Source organism: Paenibacillus sp. FSL H7-0943 (assembly GCF_037963265.1).
Taxonomy (GTDB): domain Bacteria; phylum Bacillota; class Bacilli; order Paenibacillales; family Paenibacillaceae; genus Paenibacillus_AQ; species Paenibacillus_AQ odorifer.
The window spans coordinates 3,589,006-3,608,509 of sequence record NZ_CP150148.1; the positions used below are offsets into that span (position 1 = coordinate 3,589,006).

Sequence of the window (19,504 nt, forward strand, 5' to 3'; positions counted from 1 at the left end):
AACTTCCGGTGTAATATCGGGAGCAGTTCTTTAGCCTGTTTTGCGATTCTCGCCTAGACTATAATCCACGTTTGTCTTAAACGATGAGCAGTTCTTCAAAAACTGGTAATAAAAATCGCTTCAGAGAAAAACGCTAAACCGGCTCAAATTGTATTAGCACACGTAAATTGGAACGTCTGGAAGAAGAAATATATAAAATTAAACAGTAAAATATCCATTATATCCATTAATGATGGCATGTTGAACGATGGGGAGGTTTAATCTCGGAGAAGCCCTCAATTTACGTGACACTAAAAAGTTGATCTATTTTGCAGATCAACTTTTTAGTTTACTATGTTAAGGGAGAAGAGACATCTTGTAGGGAGATTATTTTCAATGATTATTGCTTATAAATTTGTTCTCCAAGACAGGATACCCGCGTTCATGCTCCTGCACGCCTTCATTGCAGATTCTGGGGTATGAAGTTCCTCACCCCAAGTAACATAATATCGGAATTCATAGAATCCTCCCAGTGTCGCCTTAAAGTTTGTCTCCCAATAATTATTCATGGGCCATGAGTACAGGTGGGCTGGATCATGGGCAAGCTCCGGATGGCCGCTCAGAAGACGATCCTCATAGTCTAATGAACCGATTTGAATCAGCGGCGTGTCCGGCATGGCAATCGCAATCCCTCGTCCTTCACTGATATACGCCACACCCTCATCAACACAGTAGAAATCGGCAAGGGAACCCGGGAGTTGGTCGATACGCGGTCGTACTGACGCACCGGTTTTTTCAATCCATAGTTCTTGCTGCGGTGAAGAGGGAGCACTTCCGAACGGAAGAGAAATGTATAGATTTTCTGGGTCCCATACACTTTCCTTATGCATGCGTACGGCAACATCAATTCGCGCACGATCACTGTATAAGGTGACAAGTAAGGAATAATGACTGCAGCCATTGACGCTGTATGTCAGACGAACTTTAGCGTATAGTGCGCCTTTTTCAACAATATCAACATTAACCAGTGTTCCCACAGAAGTAATTGCATCAGGACCTCTACGATTGCGTCCCATCTTGCGCCGAACATCATACATACCAAATTCGTTAGCTGCCCGAGTCACATTATAAACAGGAGAAAATGCATGGTGATTCCGATCTGCACGAAGCAGGTTCTGATTCACGGTCTTGTCGATCCATTTCGTGATGCCAGCACCGATCTCCCATTCAAGTCTTACGTATTGCGATTCCATATATTTCGGCGTAACCTGAAGCTTCGGTGCGACTGGCGGGATGATATCCAACATACGATCCGAGCCTACGTAATCTGTTCGATACGCAGTTACAGGTTTGTGATTGATAAGAGACTTGATCGTCAATTGTACCTGCTGCTTTGGCTGAAGCGTTACCGGAATGGTTAGGATGACACCGCGGTGCCCTGTAACCATTTGCACCTCATATTCAGTGCCCGTCGATTCATCCATGACTTCAAAACCGTTCTTCAATTCCGATATATTCCAGCCTTCCATAATGAGTTCAGCATAATCAGTTTGCGCAAAATCATTAGGATTATATAACTCAAATTTCATTGGACAATTAGGACGAAGCAAAGCGTCACCGCGAGCCTCAAGGATGTCGTATAAAGCGGTATGAGCGAGTGAGCTGGCATTGGCCGCATAGGCTTCTTTCCTGCAGCCAAGCTCTTGAACGAACGGATTCCAAGGTTCGGTGACCGAGGAATGATAACCCCATGTATGCTCAGCGAATAGCGCTAGCTCATATTCCATTGCTTCAAGACGTTCTTTGGAGACGATCTCGCATGCGGGATCTAATAGCTTCACCTTTGTATAGACACGCTGTGCTTCACGGAAAATCTGTACATGCATCGGCGTCGTCGCCGAGCCATCTGTCCACCAATCTGGCCAGTCCCCACGGAAGGTCTCGATTTCCTCGGGATGCTCCTCTGCATAAGCTCTCAAATCTGCAAAGAAATCGTCCAAGGTCGCCGGTTGAATCCGGATGCGTTCGCCATGCTTCTCATTCCATGGATTCACAAAATCCATCAACGCTGCGTTCGGCGAGCCGTTGTCGGTAGGAAGTCCGGACACCATCACCGGTACGAACGGGAACGTGTAACCATCAGCAACCAATTGCTGTAAATAACGATCAAAACGTGCTTCGGCCACTACAAAGGATACACCGTTTCGGACATCATGATCATCGCGAATCGTATAAGATCCGCCAATGCCTGGGGTCAATCCAAGATCATTGCCGAACATGTAATGCTCACCGCTCCAGGTGAGAATACGATCTCCTTTCGGCGTTTCCCACCAGAACGGAATCTGCTTCTTCCACAGTGGAAACATGGAATGATGCGTATGAATACATGTAATCAAATTCTCGATACCTGCATCCGCCAGCACTTGACTGTATCCCCAACCAAAGCCTGTAATGTCTGCCGTCATCGCAGAACGTACCGGGAATTGAATCGATTGTCCATAATCTGTTATCCGCTTAATCATGATAGAGAGTATCTCTTGATTTAATTGCTCACCGAAATTGAGATAGGTGCCGGAGAGACCGATATAACCTTTCTTCACCGCATGAGCGAGTTCTTCTTTTTCTATGTCTGTGGCTTTCAATAGGAAGGATTCAACAGGCCAATAGGTTTCACATACCCACTTATAGCCTTTTAAGTCAGGTCTGGCGCCGCTCTCAATATCACGTACAATTTGCAGAGCCTGCCGAATATAATTGACATGATATTGACGAATTTTTTCTTGACGCTCGGTATAGCCGACATCGGTATGGGAATGTTGAATGACGTAAATTGTCCAAGGTTTGTGCTGATTCATCGTAGAGCTCCTTTCGGAATTACAGGATTATCGAATCGAGATATAAACGAAGGGAAATTATATATGAGATTGAAAATACAGCTTGAAGCGGAACAAAGCATCTTCTTCATACCATGCTTGGAAGTTCGTTCCCCATACATTGTTATGCAAATTCACATGCATACCTCCGGTAAGCGGAGCAAAAGTATGATCAAACTGAAGCAAGCGTGGCTTCCCAGGACAGATAAGTGCAGCATCCAACGTATCGATTTGCACTTTTCCATCTGCTGCTGCATAGTACATCCCTTGCTGAACCGCATGCATGTTGCGATTTCCACCTTGAACGACATCCAAAGGTGAGATGAGTTGTCCGATTTTGTCCAGCTTCCATTGATTTGGATTGTTCACGATCGGATTAAAGCTCATCCAAGAAGCTTCAGGAAGGCGATAGGCATCTTTGTCAAACCACTGCAGCTTGCATTCCACTGTATGCGTATGTTTTTTAAAGACATACTCAAGCGTTAATTCCCGTGGAGCGCCCATACGCTCACATGCCGCTCTCGGCATACGTAGGTTTGCAAGCACGACATCTTGCTCTTCACAAAAGACAGCCTGCAAAGACTGAAGCCTTGGTGTCATAACTTCATGTGCTATCCACTCGTGGGTTAAGTCCATCCCTGGTTTCCCAAAATCTCCGGTTGCCCACACATGCGTATGTCTCCATCTGAGATGATATTCACGATACCATCGGTCATAATCGGCCTGCGAATAAGTTTCGTAGGAGAATAAACCAATTTGATTTTTTGGACCGGCCCATGCCCGACCGCGAGCATCTTTCAGTCCGACAATTGCGCCACTATCCTCAAACACAACCTCAAAATCTCCTAATACATAAGGCTGGTCACTTGATAAGATAGTTGCATCCGTTAGAGTGCTACGAGATGGTTTCAACGCGAGCAGGGCAACTTCGGCTTTCTCTTGTCGTTCAGGTTGAAGTGCTTGGATTGCTTGTTTCAAGTATTCACGCTGTTCCTGCCAAGACTTCTCTATAAGACTAAAGGAACGTGCATTCAGCTTGGCATCGGCTTCCTCACCAAACATTTCAATCATTTCAGCGCGGGAGTTCATTTCGTAGAACCGATATTCCAGCGGGTTTAAGTTGATATCGACCTTATCGCGTATGCGTGCTTCTTGGAAGTCATCTTTACCATAGTGGATATAATCTGCAAGATATCTTTTGATATCTACACCCCACGTATGCTCAGGAATCATAATTAACTCATCACAGAAATTGCGATATTCTTCATCGCTGTCTGTTAACGCCCCTTCTTGCAGCCACTTACTCTTCAAGCGTAGCAATTCTCGGTAACATGCTAATTTGTAAGGGTCGGTGGAAGAACCGTGAATCCAGCTGTCGCCGATTTCTTCTTCTACGACAGTTAAGGTATTACGAATAGCCCATACCTTTTCGGCATACTGGTCTAATGTGGAAGCTTGTATCACTGCCTGCGGATAAGCTTCTCGCAGCTTGGCGAACTCAGCTTCAATCTGCTGCACCGTAGAAGGGCCATGATTATCATGGGTATGCGCGAAGTAAAGGATATCGTTCAAACTTTCGATGTCAAAGGTTGTGCCGTAATCTTTGCTGTAGTGGACAACAATTTCAGATCCGTCCGTATTTCGCCATAAGAACATTTCAGGAACGTTAGGAACATAGCTGGAAGGGTTAACGCCTAAGTGCAAATACTTTAGACCAGCCTTTGCCATATGCGTGATTAACGAGCGTGTATGACCGGGAACGTCCGTCATTTTGGCTGCGATCGTACGCTTGCCAAATCGCTCATCAAGTCGCGTCGCCATTTGAATGCCATAGTCAAGCAATTCGCGATCATATAACTCGGTATATGTGGTGAAAGGAAGACCATGCCATCTTAAATAATCCTTTGCAATCGCTTCTTCGACTTGTTGTCTTACTTCGTCGGAACCGTGCTTTAATAGATGATGGATTAACCATGAGCCCGTTGTCCAGATAAAGGAACCTTTCTCCGGGTTCTCGGCAAAATATTTCGCTGTTTGAATCGCACTTGGAAAAAATCGCCTCATATATCGGTCCGTCACATTTTTCGCGAAATCCGTGTAGCCAATATCCAAGTGTGTTTTGAATATAACGTGAATGTGTGTTGCGCTCTGATTCAAGTTCATCGCTCCTTCCTCATAATCACGATTTCAGTGTATAGCAATTTATCTCATTTGACTTTTCGATTTATATTGAATAGGATCAGAAACAAATCAAGCAGAGGTGGAGTATAGATTGTGGCGAATCATATCAAAAATGAACGGTGGGTATATGTCATAGAGGGAGAGAATGGCAACTCGGCTCGAGTAAAGGATTTATTGTTAATGGGGTATGACCATTTTAGCAAAGCGATGCCTTTAACGAATCATGTGCATGAGGATGCATACGAATTCGTCTATGTAGATCAGGGGGCTGTCGACTGGGAGATCGGAGACGAAACATACCATACGAATGCCCAGCAAGTTATACATACAAGTCCGGGGGAGCGGCACCGTGCCAAATTTGATTATATTGGTCCATCCACCATTTGGTGGATGATTATTCGCGACCCAGCCCGAAACAAGGAATGGTTCGGGCTTCAAGAGGAGGAGCGTCAGATCTTCGTTAATTGGATGCAGAACTGTCCACGCATTCAATTGGTCAGCAAGGACGTTGTCGTCTATTTCAAACAATTGAAGCAGCTTCTACAGAACCAGAGTACGGTACTGCTGGAATTTCAACTTCGGCATTATGTCATGGAAATTTTGCTGCATCTATTTCATCATTCGCAGCTTGTTGTGCATTCCCCAAACATGCATACCTACACGCAGCAGCTGAAGGACAGACTTCAGCAGAATCCATCTGCTCGTTATTCAATTGAACAGCTTGCAAAGGAGTTCGGGTTGAGTGAGTCGCATTTCTATCGTGTGTTCGAGAGACGAATGGACAATCGCCTATAGTGTATATGGAACGAGTTCGTATAGATTGTGCAAGCCAGATGCTGAAGGAATCGAAGATGTCCATCACGGATATTGCCATGGAACTTGGATTTAAGACAAGTCAGCATTTTGCTACAGTATTTAAAAAAATGATAGGGGTGACACCGAAGGCCTGGAGAAAGCAGAATATGCAGCGATGAATTTGGTATTGAAATTTTGAAAACACTCGTCATATAACGGAGTGGTCATATGAACTTAAAGATTGATCGGCAGGACTTGATGAACAGGTTTATTCTCGAACGCCGGCCCGGACAGTGCTTCTCAACTAGCGCATTGGATGTACTTAAATCTTTCAAGTCAAATAAAGCGCTTAAAGCTTTCGGCAATTTGTTGATGTTTCTACGGACGCGATTCTGAGATACAGCATCGCTTACGCTACAGCTCATTAATAGTATGGAAGTTTCTCTAGATTCGTTGCATGTAATAGTGTATAAATATTGGATAAACTTATAACAATTTGGGTATTCAAACAACTCAAACAAAATAAGAAAGGAAAACTTCTATTATTAAGATAAATCTATTATGGGAGGTTTTATTATGAAGAAAAAATTGATGATTTCCTTATTTGCCTCAGCTTTACTTGTGCTTCCAGTAATACCGGTGCATAGCTTTGCAGCGGATACATCCAAACCTACGATCATAAATAACGGCCAAATTCACAACGGTCGAGTTCTCATTCCGTTACGAGCTGTTTCAGAAAATTTAGGCGCAAGTGTGGAATGGTTTCAAACGGAGAAAGAAGTAAAGATTAAAAATGGAGACTCGACCCTCTGGCTTGCTGCAAATTTCAAACGCGCAATTATTGAATCACCACCGACTACAGATAACCCGGATATTCCGCACCGGGAATATATTGATATAGATACTGCCACGCAGGTCATTAAAGGAACAACCTATGTTCCGCTACGCTTTGTCGGTCAATCGCTAGGTGCAAATGTCTTATGGAACCAACAGTCTAAGCAGGCGACCATAACATTGGGGGGTAAGGAACTCGTAGTCAACATGGAGCAACAATCTATTCAAATCTCTGATAAGCAGAAAATTATGGATCCACGGTTAAAACAACTCTCCGATAAATTAAATCAAGCAGCTGATATCTCTTCAATTAAAAATATTAGTTCCTACTTCAAACCGTACTTTACCGATAAATTAATTAAGTCTATCGTTCAAAATAAAGGCTTGAATACAGCTAGTACCTATGAATCGCCTGCCTCGTCGCCAGTATACATTAACAAGACTTTAGCCACGCTTTCGCAATCGGTTATATTGGCAAATGGTCTAACAGGAGAAGATCAATATGCCGAGGATCGTACGATCACTCTCGTATTTACGAATGGTGTATGGAAGGTCGATAGCGTCAGCAAGGGGTTGAGGGTACTAATCTCAGGGTTCTCAGATTTTCAACCTCAATAATTATTCATAGGCTCCTGATATTTGAGTAAGAAAAACAAAGAAAGCCCTCACAAGAAGGGCTTTTTTGTTATGTTTATTAATATTAAAGTTTGAAAAGCAATATGTGCCAGGGGAGATGCTAAAAAACGAGGGGTTAATAAAGAAGATTTATTCTTGAGATTTTTATTGCAGTCACATTTTAGGTTGAGCTCTTCGTTGTATAGAGTGAAAGGGGGGGAGACAGCTTGAATGATACGGAGTTAAATCAGATCATTGCAGATGTGTTGGATGGGAACACAGAACAATTCGAGAAAATCATGGAGATTTATCAAAAGCCGATTTTTCTCTACTGTTATCACATGCTGGGCAATTATGCCGAAGCCGAGGAAAACGCATAGGAGGTATTTTTGAAGACCTTCCGCACCTTGAAAAAATATACCCAATATCAGATGGATTTTGGCGCCTGGGTATACAAGATTGCCTACCATCAATGTATCGACATCCTTCGTAAGCGAAAGTTGGTGAAATATTTGCCTTTCTTTTACCAAGATGAGAAAGAAAATAATGAAGTCGATTTGCATATTGAAGCCAACTATTTTGATGAATCCGTACATCAGGCCATGGCAAAATTATCGGCGGAAGAGCGTAATTTGTTAATCTTACGTTGTGTCGAGGATAAAAGCTATCAGGAGATTGGATTGATTCTCGGTAAAAACAGCGCCAGCCTTCGTAAAAGGTACGAACGTACATCTGCAAAATTTCGAAAGTATTACGCTCAAGTGAAGGGAGTGGGAGTGTATGAATATGGACAGGGATCGGGATTTGAAAAAACTGTTTGATGACCCGCGCATTCCCGACGCCGACTTGACAGGAAAAGTAATGAGAATATTACATGCTAAGCCAAAAGAAAAGGAACGGTTTTTTATGAAATATAAAGTTGTTCTGACTGCGTGTGTAGGGATGATGTTAATGGCCTCCACGGGTTATGCGGCAGTTCAATATCATTCTTTGACCAATAAAGATGGCAAAGTCGTATATGAAACTAAATCTACAAAAGATTACGTAAAAACAGAAACGAAAGATGAGGCAGCGCGGTTCAAGGCATTTTTTGAACTGAAGGAAAAGGTGCTTAAGAACGGGGAAGCTGGGCTGTTCTATATGGTTGCCAATAACCCGAATCATCAAACAGATCTTGGAACAAAGTTGACGATCTTCCATGATCCATCTCAATTGCGCGATAAGATTACGGATAAATCCATTAAGATCGCAGACAACATCAATGGAAATTATACATTCCAAAAGGCGGACGTAATCTTTAAAAATGCTCAGGAAGTGAATCCTCCTTCTTCGGAAGAAAAAAAGAAAATGGCAGAAAAGCTGAGAAGGCAGGCGGAAGAATCCAATCAGGGATATGCCATGATGCCGGTTGAAATGACAGATCAGTTTTTCCTTCTCTTTGCTACGTATCAAAATGGCGAAGATAAAATCGGGGTTGATATCACTAATCTGAGTGGAAAGAGCGATCCTACAATGTATATTGACGAGAAGGTTGAATTTAAGCAGGAGAAGGTTCAAGTGAAGGGAGTAGAAATGCTGCATACAGAATTTGCTCCTTCGCAGTCGCACGAGCTGAAATGGGTATACGAGAGCCCAGACAAAAAGCTGAAATACGCCTATACTTTACGAGGTGACCTAAATAAAGTTAGCAAAGAAACCCTAATGAAACTTGCCGAAGGCTATTTGGAATAATAAATACAACAACAACGGGAATCTCCTCCCATCCAATTGGGGGGATTCCCCTCTAGTAAACCATAGTCCTTCTTCATTTTTTATCATAATCGTTTCTAAGCACCGATTTTAATTCCGTGGAACAATGCAAAAGAACAGCCGCTGTTCGCATCATTTGCGACAGGGCCGTTTTTTTGTTTTTCATAGGTTAGCTGTAAATTGCTATTCTTGCCAAACACTCATAGGGTCCCATGGCTTGATCTGATTGCCATATTTTCCAGCCAAAAAAGCTTTCATGTCTTCCAGCTTAGCAGGCACCTCGTTCCAAATTGGAAAGGGTGGTAACCCTCGTTTGCTTTTCAATAGGATATCCACTGTAACATACAAGCGTTCTGGCTGAATCCAATGAAGGAAGCGGGAAATATCCATTTGCTTGGTCAGAGACAAGGAATCAATTTCGTCATTGTAATGCTTGTTGAACTCGCTAATCAGGTTTAGGAGGTATTCTCTCTGCTCCTTCACGAATTCCAGGCCACATATGGCGCCATGTCCTGGAACAACGATTTCGGGTTTAATTTCATCAATAATGCGATCAAGCACTTTAACCCAATTGAGGGTTCCCTCTTCACTGTATGCCGTACATCCGTTAAACACGACATCGCCAGCGAACAGCACTTTTTCTTTTGGCATCCACAACAGCAAGTCACTATCAGAGTGGGCTGGAGCTACGCTGTAAATCATAACTTCCGTATCGCCAAGACGGATGTTGATATCATCCTTTATCTCAATATTCGGGAGCACCCATTCTACGCCTTCCAGGTCGAATCCTTCAAATTCCGCTGCAAAAAATCGCTCGCCCGGAGTCGATTCCGTAGAATCCTTTCCTCTTCTGATGACGCTGTCCATCCAGGTGATATTTTCGGTGAGACGCTCTCTGGAGGCTTCCTTGTGCATAATAATGCAAGCATCTTCAAACACTTTGTTTCCCCAGGCATGGTCGCTGTTATAGTGCGAGTTCACCACATATGCGGGAGAGCCGCCGTTGCTTACTTCCATAAAAGCCTCTCTCATTTCCCGCGCATGGAACAAATCGAAGAACGTGTCATACACCAGCCCTTCACCCTTGTTGATGAACCCGGCATTGGCCCAACTGATCCCGCGATACGGCGAAATACCGGCAAAAACGCCATCTGCGACTTCAATAAATTTAACGCGAGGTTTTTGGATAATACGTCCATACTTCATGAAAATTCTCCTTTTTCGTATATGTTTTTGGGGTAAGGCATACTGACTATGGCTTTATTATAGAGAACGGAAAACATAAATGCAAGCATGTACTTGCATGCATTTATGCTGTGCGATATGATAGTAACAGAACAACATCACACTACATGGATGGAGGCGCTGCAACATGAAGCTAGTAACCTTTCAAACCAAAATATCCCAGGAACCTTTGTTTGGGCTTGTAATTAACGAGAAATTTGTCGTGTCTTTTGCCGCAATCATGAAAAAGCAGGGAACATTCGTTGACAGCCTTGAAAGTATGGACAGCTATCTTCATTATTTGCCGGCAAGTTATGATGCCGCTAAGGAATTGATGCAATATGCTGTCGAACAGTCGCATCAATTTAATGAAAATGAAATCTGCCCGATTGTAACGGTAAAACTGCTGCCGCCAGTTCCAAATCCGGCTGCGCTTATCGATTTCGGGCTGACGCCAAGACATCTGAGAAATGCTGGCGTAAATCTGCTGCAAAGAGAATATACAGGGCCGGAAAGAGAAGAGCTTAAACAAAAAATCGCTGAAAAATTCCAGCAAGATCCGAATAAAGTAACTTTCAGTTATTACAAATGTAACCATAATGCATTAATTGGCGATGGAGATACGATTCATTGGCCTTCGTACTCTTCCTACCTGGATATTGAGCCGGAGCTGGCCTTTGTTACAGGGATGGAGAACTGCATTGCAGGTTATGTTATTTTTAATGACAGTACTGTCCGCGATGTGCAATGGCCGGATTTCCAGGGGCTGACCGGACCGACGCGCTGCAAAGATTTTGATCGCAGCAAAGGCATAGGGCCATTTCTGGTTACGCCGGATGAAATCGACAATCCGCTGGTACTGGATGTGAATGTATGCATCGGGGAGAGACTGCACTGGAAGGGGAGCACATCCGAGTATTCTGCACACCCTGCAAAAGTGATGGAGGAGGTTCTCAAAGTTTTCACGCCGCTCCCGGGCACGATTATAGGAATGGGGACGATACCGGATTGCTGCGCAATCGAGACCGAAGAATGGCTGTTGCCCTCTGACCGAATCCAGATTACATTTGATAAATTAGGCACGCTCACGCAATTGGTGCCTGATCATGTCAAGATTACGGAACCAAGCCGCTGGGAAAAAAGAAGCGATTTGCCTTAAAAAACGTTTATCAAAATGATGAACCCCGACCCTGCTGCATATGCAGAACTTGTAGTAGAATAGGATTAACATATGCAAAAGGAGAACTACAATGCAAACTTCAGACAGAATCATTGAAGCCGCGACACAGCTCATCAAAAAGAATGGCTATCGAGGAGTAAGCACCAAAGCCATTGCAACGGAAGCTAAAGTCAATGAATCTACGATTTTTCGGCAATTTGGAAGCAAGCAAGGCATATTGGAAGCCATCATTGAAAGACATTCGGATATTCCGCAATTTGAGAAGCTGTTAAAAGAGGAAGCGACCGATAATCCGGAAGTCGATCTGCTGAATGTAAGTCAGCAGTACCGTTTATTTTTCCATAAAAATGCGGACATCATTTTGATTGGCATCCGCGACAAAGGAATGCTTCCCGAATTAGACAGAGTGCTCGCCGATCCGCCGGCGAAGCTTCACTCCTTGCTGGTTGAATATTTTGAACGATTGCAGAAGAAAAAAGTTATCGCCAGACAGGATGAGCGTCTTGTCGCAATGTCTTTTCTCTCGATGTGCTACGGATTTCAGATGAGCGAGCTGATTCACCGGCAATATCAATCCCAATTCGTCACCGAGGAAGAGTTCTACAAGCATAGTGTCTCATTGTTTGTTAAAGGAATTTTAGCCCAGTCATAAGCATTATTGATTTATATATTGGGAAGTCTAATCTTACGTGAACAGGGATGGAGGATACCTTTTTTTGCTCATGAATGTAGTTTTTAGTAATGGAAAATAAAATACGTGGATGCATTATATAAAAAACATGACTCATTAAATTAAGCCCAATTTTTTCTAGGGCTTTTTTTGTTTGGGTCCTCAGGATTGTATTTGGTCTATACTCAAACTTTCGAGCCAGAGTTATTGTACAGCTTTAAATCAAGACAATCATGCCTATTGCATTGGAATTATCCAGGGCTGTACTTACTTAATATCTTATAAGAAATTCTTGAAATTACAGAAATTTATCCAATAGGGGGATGCTATTATACAAATACAAATAAAGACGAGGTGATGATATGCAAGCAAAATTGGCAGCGGACGCCATTCCCCTCCCCAAAAAGCGGAACTCATGGATAAGGACGATAAAAAAGTATAAAGTGATGTACGCTCTCTTGTTCCCGGCATTAGTTTACTTTGCCGTATTCAAATACATTCCTATGGCGGGAATCATTATTGCCTTTAAAAACTATAACCTAGCTTTGGGACTATGGGATAGCCCATGGGTGGGATTTAGAAATTTTACAGATTTTATGAACGGCGTTTATTTCTGGGACATCATGAGAAATACGATTATCATATCCCTCTATAAGCTGTTGTTCGGTTTCTCAGCTCCTATCATACTTGCTTTGCTGCTCAATGAAGTTTATACCCAATGGTTTAAGAAAATCGTACAAACGATCACTTATTTACCCCACTTTCTATCATGGGTCATTGTTTATGGAATGATGGTGGCATTATTAGCCCCAGGGGATGGTCTTTTTAACATGATATTGAAGGAAACTGGAGTTGAACCCATCTCATTCCTAACGGAACCTGCCTGGGGCAGACTGCTGATCATCTTATCTGAAATATGGAAGGATATTGGATGGGGAGCGATATTGTACCTTGCAGCATTAGCAGGAATCGATCCAAGCTTATATGAAGCGGCTAGAATTGATGGCGCTTCCAAGTGGAGACAGCTATGGCATGTAACACTTCCCGGCATTCGAGGCGTGATGATTCTGATGCTGATCCTTAAATTAAGCCATATTCTGGATGCTGGTTTTGACCAAATATTCATGTTTGCCAACAGCTTTAATCAGGAGAAGATCGACATTATCGACACATGGGTATACCGTGAAGGGCTCGAGCGACTTAAGATTGGCTTGGCTACTGCTGTGGGATTATTTAAAGCGGTCATCGGATTTGTTTTAGTGTTGGCAGCGAATAAGCTCGCCAAAAAATTCGATGGGCAAATTTGGTGAGGTGGTTATCAAAATGATCAATTTGACAATCGGAGAAAAGGTCTGGCAAGCATTCGTTTATTTTATTCTTATTTTGCTAGCTCTACTTTGCTTACTACCCTTTCTATATGTGGTTGCTGTTTCAGTAACGCCAGAATCGGAAGTGCTAAGAAGAGGAATTGTTATTATACCAGAAACCTTTACCTTTCTAGCCTATAAAGAAGTATTCATTTCTCATGGTATTGGGCAGGCGTATAAAATCACATTGTTTCGAACGATTGTAGGCACTGCTCTCAATGTGTTCTTTACGGTAATCGCGGCATATCCGTTATCCAAAAAATATTTGCCGGGTCGCAGCCCATTTTTACTATTCATTGTCTTTACCATGATGTTTGGGGGAGGATTAATTCCGACTTATTTACTAGTCCGCTCTCTGGGATTGCTAAACAGTCCGTGGGTATTGATCATTCCAAATCTCATTAGTGCATTTAATCTGGTGATCATTAAAGGCTTTTTCGAGCAATTGCCTGCTGAAATCGAGGAATCAGCGAGGGTAGACGGTGCAAGTGAACTTCAGTCGTTATGGCGGATCATTTTACCTCTGTCATTGCCCGTCCTTTCCACAATTTCTTTATTTTACGCAGTCGGGCATTGGAACAGTTACTTCGATGCTATTGTTTATATCAATGATTCCAACTTAATGCCGCTTCAAGTGATCTTGCGCAACATCCTGCTTAACGTCGCAACACAAAGTGCTGATTCGCTTGCCAATACCGGAGCTGTTAGTACGTTCGCTATACAAATGGCAGCAGTTGTCGTAACTACAGTTCCGATTTTGATCGTTTACCCATTTATGCAAAAGCATTTTACCAAAGGTGTGCTCTTGGGATCGGTTAAAGGTTAAAAAGATATTCCAACCTGAGTTGTTACGGGGAAACCGTGATAATATAGAAGCAAAGGAGAGGTCATTATGCAACGTAAAGCGATTACATTTGCTATTCTGACAGCAATGGTCGGTGTGGGAACAGTATTGTCAGGCTGTGGGGAACAAAAAGAGGTTACATCGACAGCTTCGGGTAATTCACAAGGCCAGTCTAGTCCCTTTGAAACCAAATTGAAAATTTCGATGTTTAACCAAGGAACTTTCAATGCTGCTGCTCCGATTCCTCCCCGTGAAGAAGATATCCAACGCCAAATGTTGGAGAAAGCAGTAAATATCGACTTGGAAATGATGATTCCTCAATCAGGGCAAGCAACGACTAAATTAAATACGCTCATTGCTGGCGGAGATATTCCAGATTTGATCTTTTTAAAGAGCCGGGCTGATCTCGCGCAATATTATGACCAAGGCGTTCTTGCGGATTTGACACCGTATCTGGATCAATTCCCTGAACTGCAGAAACGTTTTAGCAACGACTCCTGGGAGGCGATGTCCTATCAGGGAAAAACCATTGGGGTTCCAGGTTATGATAACGTAAACGGTATTAGTCGAAGCTTCTTTATCCGAAATGATTGGCTGAAAAAGCTGAATATGGAAGTGCCAACAACACCTGACGAGCTATTTGAAGTTATGAAAGCCTTTACAGAGAAAGACCCGGACGGCAATGGTAAAAATGATACGTACGGATTCATAGGCGGTATGAATAAAGAAGGCAATCTGCAAACCTATGGCTTCGATAGTTTGATGTGGATGTTTGGAGTCAATCCTCCCTCAGCCATTGATGTGAAAGACAATGAACCGGTGTTCCTGTTTACCGACCCAAAAATGAAAGAAGCGCTCGCTTATATCAATAAAATGATGGAAGCTAAAGTTGTAGATCCAGACTGGGTGACGATGAATACTCCCGATTTATTGGACCAAAAGCTATTTAAGGGTAAAGTTGGCTTTATGATAAGAGATGCCCGCAGGCTGGAACCAGATTATCAGCAAAAAATGAAAGAAATCAGTGGAGAGGTGCCGGAATGGATCGTCATTCCTCCAATGACAGGTCCTTATGGTGATCAAATTGTAGAGAGAAAATCGTTCCAAGGCAATTCATGGGCCATATCCAAGAAAGCGGATAAGGACAAAATCATTCGGATCTTGTCCATGCTGAATTATCTCTTTACCGACAAAGACGCATATCCGAATTTTGCATACGGAATTAAAGGGATTCATTGGGATTTGGTAGACGGCAAGATCAAAAATAAAACCTCCGAATTATCAAAGGAAATGAAAGAAAAGTACTTATGGGTCGATCATTATAGAATGCCGCGTCGTGGTGATGATGCTGAGTACTTCAGCTTCCAGAATCCTAAGACGGCAGAAGCTTTTGAAAACAATCAGAAATACGTGGCGGCTACGTTGCCCGGGAATTTATTGACTGAAGACCCGAACGATTCATTGGCAGCTGACCGCCAACGCTACATTAATGAAAGCTTGGTCAAATTTATGACTGGCAAAGAGCCTCTTTCGAACTGGGACAATTTCCTCAATACATTGGAAACTAAGTTTGACATGCAGAAGTATAAAGATTCAGTAATCAAGCAATTTAAAGAAGCAGGCTTAATCAAGTAAATCAAACGAAGAGAGCGGCTATAATTAGCCCCTCTCTTTATTGAAATATAAGAAATTATAAGTTTTACTTTATACTTTATCCTTCTATTTTTCGAAGAAACGCTTATCGTCCTTAAAAAGGACGCCGAAGGCGTTTCTTCTTATCATATGCTATTATTTGTTTATTACAGATTTAAAAGGAAGATGATCGATGCGAAGAAGAATCAGCTTGCCTTTAAAACTATTTTTTATCGTGTTTGCATTTGTATTAAGCTGCATAATCTTGATAAGCCAATTGTCTTATCGTTATGTCCAAAAGGAAATAAGAACCTCTGACATTTATTACACCAACCAGATACTTGATAAGATTGATCAGTATTTCACAGTTAATTTTTCCTCCTTCCAGACGATGCTGTTCTCGGTCGAGTCATCGGTGAAAGCCAACATTGACAATCCGGACGTGATTAAAAAGCAATTAAGAGAGCTCTATGAACTCAACAGTAATTACGTCAGTAATATTTATTTGATCAAAAACGATTTATCTATTCTAGGCGGAAGTACACCTACCCGAATATTTGATGAACCTTTAGCTGAAAGAGAACCATTGTTTGATGCAGCTGACAAGAATAGAAGGATTACATTTGTCAGTGATCCTTACAAATCTAAATATTCCGGCTGGACAGTTACGATGGTCCGATATCTGAACAGTGCTCCGTTTCCTATGGCCATTGCAGTAGATTTAGATCTAAATGCCATTGAAGATACCTTGTTCAAGATTAATAAAAAAGAACAAATGAATTTGGCTCTAATCACCGCATCGGGAAAAATCATTGCCGGATTTTCGGAAAATAAAGGCCCCCTGAATGTTCAAGATCATACTTTTTCAATCGGTGAAACGTCAGCAGAAGAAATTCTGGATACTACAGAAACAAACCTTCAACTGCACACCAAGGAGGGGATTCAAGTCTCCCTTCTAAAAAAACCGACTGAAAAATTCAACTGGACCATCATCTCAATCAACGATGAATCACGCTTGAAAGCTGCTTTATCCAGATTGGAAACCTATTATATCGAGCTTCTAGCTGCTGGTTTTCTCTTAAGTCTGTTCGTTTCCTTCTTTATTGCCAAATATATAAGGAACCCGCTCTATGCACTCAAAACAAAAATGAAGCGGGTGGAGCAAGGCTCCCTCACAACTACAATATCGATTAACCGAAATGATGAGTTTGGAGATCTCTCCCGAGCATTCGATCGTATGCTACAGCAAATTGTGGAACTGATTCGGGGAGCAGAGCTTCATAACGAACTTGAACGAAAGCTGGAAATTCAAGTGCTGCAGTCTCAAATAAACCCTCATTTTCTGTATAACACGCTTGGTTCTATCAGCAATGTCATACGACTCGGACAAATAGAGAAAGTAGATGTGGTGATCGAGTCTCTCATTTCAATATTGGAATATGGGATAGCCGACGCTTCGGAGAAGGTATCACTGCGTCAGGAATTGCAAAATGTATCCGACTATATCGCGATCCAGAACATCCGCTATAACCGAAACTTCCACTTAATCGAAAATATTGAAGCAGGGCTAATAGATTTTCCGGTTTTTCGAATGCTGTTGCAGCCCCTTGTGGAGAATAGTATCTTCCATGGTTATAACGGAGGGGGGATCGAAGGCCCTATTACTATTCATGCGTACAGGGAGGGTGGCAACGTCATCATAGAAGTAGTTGATCAGGGCGAGGGAATTCCAACTGATAAAATAAAGCATATTTTAATTTCAGAACCGGGGGATGTGGAATTGAAAAGGAAAAGAATCGGGTTAAACAATATTCATGACCGAATCAGACTTCACTACGGAGAGCAGTTCGGGCTCCAAATCATAAGCATACCTAAGGAAATAACCCGGGTTCGCGCCTTATTCCCAGCAGGCTTGTTTAAAGGAGATGCATGATGATGAGAGACTACACCTGCTTCATTGTTGACGATGAAGATCTAATCATTCAGAGATTGGAATTGTTTTTTCACGAGCGCTCCCTTAGGGATAAGCGATTTCATTTAGTGGGAAAAGCGAATAATGGGCTGAAGGGGATAGAGGAGATCGTAAAGCTTAAGCCGGATATCGTAATATCTGATATCGTCATGCCGCGAATGGATGGAATTTCCATGATTGAGCAGCTAAAGCCAAAGCTTCCCCATACCCAATTCATTCTTTTGACCGCTTATTCATCCTTTGAATACGCCCAGAGAGCTATTCAAGCCAACGTATTGGAGTACATTGTTAAGGTTCCGCTCAGAGATGCGGATTTGGATCGGGCTTTAGATAAGGCAGCCGGGATTTTAAATGAAGTTAAGAAAAAAGAAGCGGAATTTCAATCTTTAAACGTATCCGTGCTTGAAAATAAATATAGAGTCCGCAAGCAATTCTTTAACGAGCTTATCAGAGGCGAAATCCCTTCTCATCGGGCATCAGATTTTGCCAATCGTATGCAGTTTCATTTCTTTCAAGCCAACTATCGCTGCTTCATTGTCGAGATGAATATGTATGAAAGTTTCCGAAATGATTATTCAGCGTCTGATCAGAACATATTGAGGTATGCGATTACAAATATAATCGAAGAAACGGTGATGAATGGTGGCAGTGGTGTAGCTGCGGATCTATCCGATAATCGTTTTATTGGCTTTCTATCCTGGGAAAATAATCGCAGTGATCTGGAAACGGAATATGATTGCCAGACATTGGGGGGGCAGATCGTCTCCCATTTGCATCAATATTTGAATCAAAGAGTATCCGTCGCTTTTGGAGGTCCGCACCGAGGCTGGGAATCCATCAAACAAGCTTACACGGAAGCACAAAATGTGAGTGATGATTTCTATTATCATACAGAGAAAGTTGTAAAAACACCCATGCATCGGTTCCAGTACCATAATGACAGAAAAGAAGAAGTTCAGCAGAAATTGGCTGATTTTCTTGCTGGGGTGAAAAGAAAGGTTTCCAAGGAAGAGCTGGAGAAAGCATTTGCTGATCTGAACCAATTTGTTACGGACCATAAAATCCATAAGTCCATCATGGCGCCTATGTTAAGAGACTTGTACAGAGACATTATTGTGAAGTTTAAATCGGGGAACAAGTTGGCCACGGAAGTAGCAGAGTTTCCCATAGAATTTTTAGCTTTTCGGGAGCAGCTTGCCTATATTGGCGACTTTACCTTTGAATATGTGCACGCTGGCCAACTTTTGCATCGTATAGAAATCATGAGTGCTATGCGGTTTATAGAGAAAAATCTGAAACAGCGATTAACGCTCGAGGCGATTGCCGAGGAAGTGAATTTAGCTCCATCGTATTTTAGTAGCTTATTCAAAAAAACAATGAATGAAGGCGTTATCAGCTACATCAATCGTAAAAAAATCCAATTAGCTCTCGAGCTGTTAAATGTTCAGGATTATTCTATATTGGAATTGTGTGAGGAAGTAGGAATTGTGAATGAAGGTTATTTTTGCAAATTATTTAAAGAATATACGGGTGATACTCCTAAGCAATATCGGATAAAAATGACACGGTATGAATCCAATTAAGGTTGC

15 protein-coding genes are annotated in these 19,504 nt (G+C 42.3%); 12 read left to right on the forward strand and 3 right to left on the reverse strand.

The genetic code is table 11. From position 1 onward, the window contains the following. Positions 1-386: 386 nt before the first annotated feature. Positions 387-2,834 (reverse strand): glycoside hydrolase, encoded by a 2,448-nt coding sequence (locus NSQ55_RS15650; RefSeq protein WP_339167910.1) that lies wholly within the window; start codon positions 2,832-2,834, stop codon positions 387-389. 57 nt (positions 2,835-2,891) lie between these two features. Next, positions 2,892-5,009: a DUF5054 domain-containing protein gene (locus tag NSQ55_RS15655; protein WP_339167911.1), complete on the reverse strand. Its 2,118-nt coding sequence runs from the start codon at positions 5,007-5,009 to the stop codon at positions 2,892-2,894. Between the two features lie 117 nt (positions 5,010-5,126). Here NSQ55_RS15655 and NSQ55_RS15660 point away from each other — a divergent pair, with 117 nt between their 5' ends. From NSQ55_RS15660 to NSQ55_RS15680, 5 genes are all read left to right on the forward strand, one after another. Then, entirely contained in the window at positions 5,127-5,828 is a 702-nt protein-coding gene (locus NSQ55_RS15660) for a cupin domain-containing protein (protein WP_339167912.1), read from the forward strand. Positions 5,829-6,404: 576 nt separating this feature from the next. Next, on the forward strand, positions 6,405-7,280 hold the full coding sequence (locus NSQ55_RS15665) for a stalk domain-containing protein (RefSeq protein ID WP_339167914.1): 876 nt from the start codon (positions 6,405-6,407) through the stop codon (positions 7,278-7,280). A 224-nt stretch (positions 7,281-7,504) separates the two neighbouring features. Further along, entirely contained in the window at positions 7,505-7,657 is a 153-nt protein-coding gene (locus NSQ55_RS15670; protein WP_339167916.1) for a hypothetical protein, read from the forward strand. Positions 7,658-7,666: 9 nt separating this feature from the next. Then, positions 7,667-8,098 (forward strand): sigma-70 family RNA polymerase sigma factor, encoded by a 432-nt coding sequence (locus NSQ55_RS15675; protein WP_339167919.1) that lies wholly within the window; start codon positions 7,667-7,669, stop codon positions 8,096-8,098. Then, on the forward strand, positions 8,058-9,008 hold the full coding sequence (locus NSQ55_RS15680; RefSeq protein WP_339167920.1) for a hypothetical protein: 951 nt from the start codon (positions 8,058-8,060) through the stop codon (positions 9,006-9,008). The genes NSQ55_RS15675 and NSQ55_RS15680 overlap by 41 nt, the downstream gene beginning before the upstream one ends. Before the next feature lie 201 nt (positions 9,009-9,209). Here NSQ55_RS15680 and NSQ55_RS15685 read toward each other — a convergent pair whose 3' ends face one another. Beyond that, complete coding sequence (locus NSQ55_RS15685) at positions 9,210-10,232, reverse strand: MBL fold metallo-hydrolase (RefSeq protein ID WP_339167922.1); 1,023 nt, start codon at positions 10,230-10,232, stop codon at positions 9,210-9,212. 166 nt (positions 10,233-10,398) lie between these two features. Between NSQ55_RS15685 and NSQ55_RS15690 the strand changes: the two genes are divergently transcribed. The 7 genes from NSQ55_RS15690 (at position 10,399) to NSQ55_RS15720 (ending at position 19,498) form a co-directional block, all read left to right on the forward strand. Then, on the forward strand, positions 10,399-11,409 hold the full coding sequence (locus NSQ55_RS15690; RefSeq protein ID WP_076184894.1) for a fumarylacetoacetate hydrolase family protein: 1,011 nt from the start codon (positions 10,399-10,401) through the stop codon (positions 11,407-11,409). 91 nt (positions 11,410-11,500) lie between these two features. Beyond that, positions 11,501-12,082 (forward strand): TetR/AcrR family transcriptional regulator, encoded by a 582-nt coding sequence (locus NSQ55_RS15695; protein ID WP_076126541.1) that lies wholly within the window; start codon positions 11,501-11,503, stop codon positions 12,080-12,082. 380 nt (positions 12,083-12,462) lie between these two features. Further along, positions 12,463-13,410: an ABC transporter permease subunit gene (locus NSQ55_RS15700; protein ID WP_036677080.1), complete on the forward strand. Its 948-nt coding sequence runs from the start codon at positions 12,463-12,465 to the stop codon at positions 13,408-13,410. A gap of 13 nt (positions 13,411-13,423) precedes the next feature. After that, complete coding sequence (locus NSQ55_RS15705) at positions 13,424-14,293, forward strand: carbohydrate ABC transporter permease (protein ID WP_036677077.1); 870 nt, start codon at positions 13,424-13,426, stop codon at positions 14,291-14,293. A gap of 66 nt (positions 14,294-14,359) precedes the next feature. Continuing rightward, entirely contained in the window at positions 14,360-15,946 is a 1,587-nt protein-coding gene (locus tag NSQ55_RS15710; protein ID WP_076190275.1) for an extracellular solute-binding protein, read from the forward strand. A gap of 190 nt (positions 15,947-16,136) precedes the next feature. Continuing rightward, positions 16,137-17,876, forward strand: a complete 1,740-nt coding sequence (locus tag NSQ55_RS15715) for a sensor histidine kinase (protein ID WP_076190274.1) — start codon at positions 16,137-16,139, stop codon at positions 17,874-17,876. Further along, entirely contained in the window at positions 17,873-19,498 is a 1,626-nt protein-coding gene (locus NSQ55_RS15720; RefSeq protein ID WP_254857070.1) for a response regulator, read from the forward strand. The genes NSQ55_RS15715 and NSQ55_RS15720 overlap by 4 nt, the downstream gene beginning before the upstream one ends. Positions 19,499-19,504 lie beyond the last annotated feature (6 nt).

Bases quoted from the DNA above. Each gene is read 5' to 3' on its own strand.
- NSQ55_RS15685 (WP_339167922.1), bottom strand. From the start codon at position 10,232: ATGAAGTATGGACGTATTATCCAAAAACCTCGCGTTAAATTTATTGAA.
- NSQ55_RS15695 (WP_076126541.1), top strand. From the start codon at position 11,501: ATGCAAACTTCAGACAGAATCATTGAAGCCGCGACACAGCTCATCAAA.
- NSQ55_RS15665 (WP_339167914.1), top strand. From the start codon at position 6,405: ATGAAGAAAAAATTGATGATTTCCTTATTTGCCTCAGCTTTACTTGTG.
- NSQ55_RS15720 (WP_254857070.1), top strand. From the start codon at position 17,873: ATGATGATGAGAGACTACACCTGCTTCATTGTTGACGATGAAGATCTA.
- NSQ55_RS15705 (WP_036677077.1), top strand. From the start codon at position 13,424: ATGATCAATTTGACAATCGGAGAAAAGGTCTGGCAAGCATTCGTTTAT.
- NSQ55_RS15690 (WP_076184894.1), top strand. From the start codon at position 10,399: ATGAAGCTAGTAACCTTTCAAACCAAAATATCCCAGGAACCTTTGTTT.
- NSQ55_RS15710 (WP_076190275.1), top strand. From the start codon at position 14,360: ATGCAACGTAAAGCGATTACATTTGCTATTCTGACAGCAATGGTCGGT.
- NSQ55_RS15700 (WP_036677080.1), top strand. From the start codon at position 12,463: ATGCAAGCAAAATTGGCAGCGGACGCCATTCCCCTCCCCAAAAAGCGG.
- NSQ55_RS15715 (WP_076190274.1), top strand. From the start codon at position 16,137: ATGCGAAGAAGAATCAGCTTGCCTTTAAAACTATTTTTTATCGTGTTT.
- NSQ55_RS15680 (WP_339167920.1), top strand. From the start codon at position 8,058: ATGAATATGGACAGGGATCGGGATTTGAAAAAACTGTTTGATGACCCG.
- NSQ55_RS15650 (WP_339167910.1), bottom strand. From the start codon at position 2,834: ATGAATCAGCACAAACCTTGGACAATTTACGTCATTCAACATTCCCAT.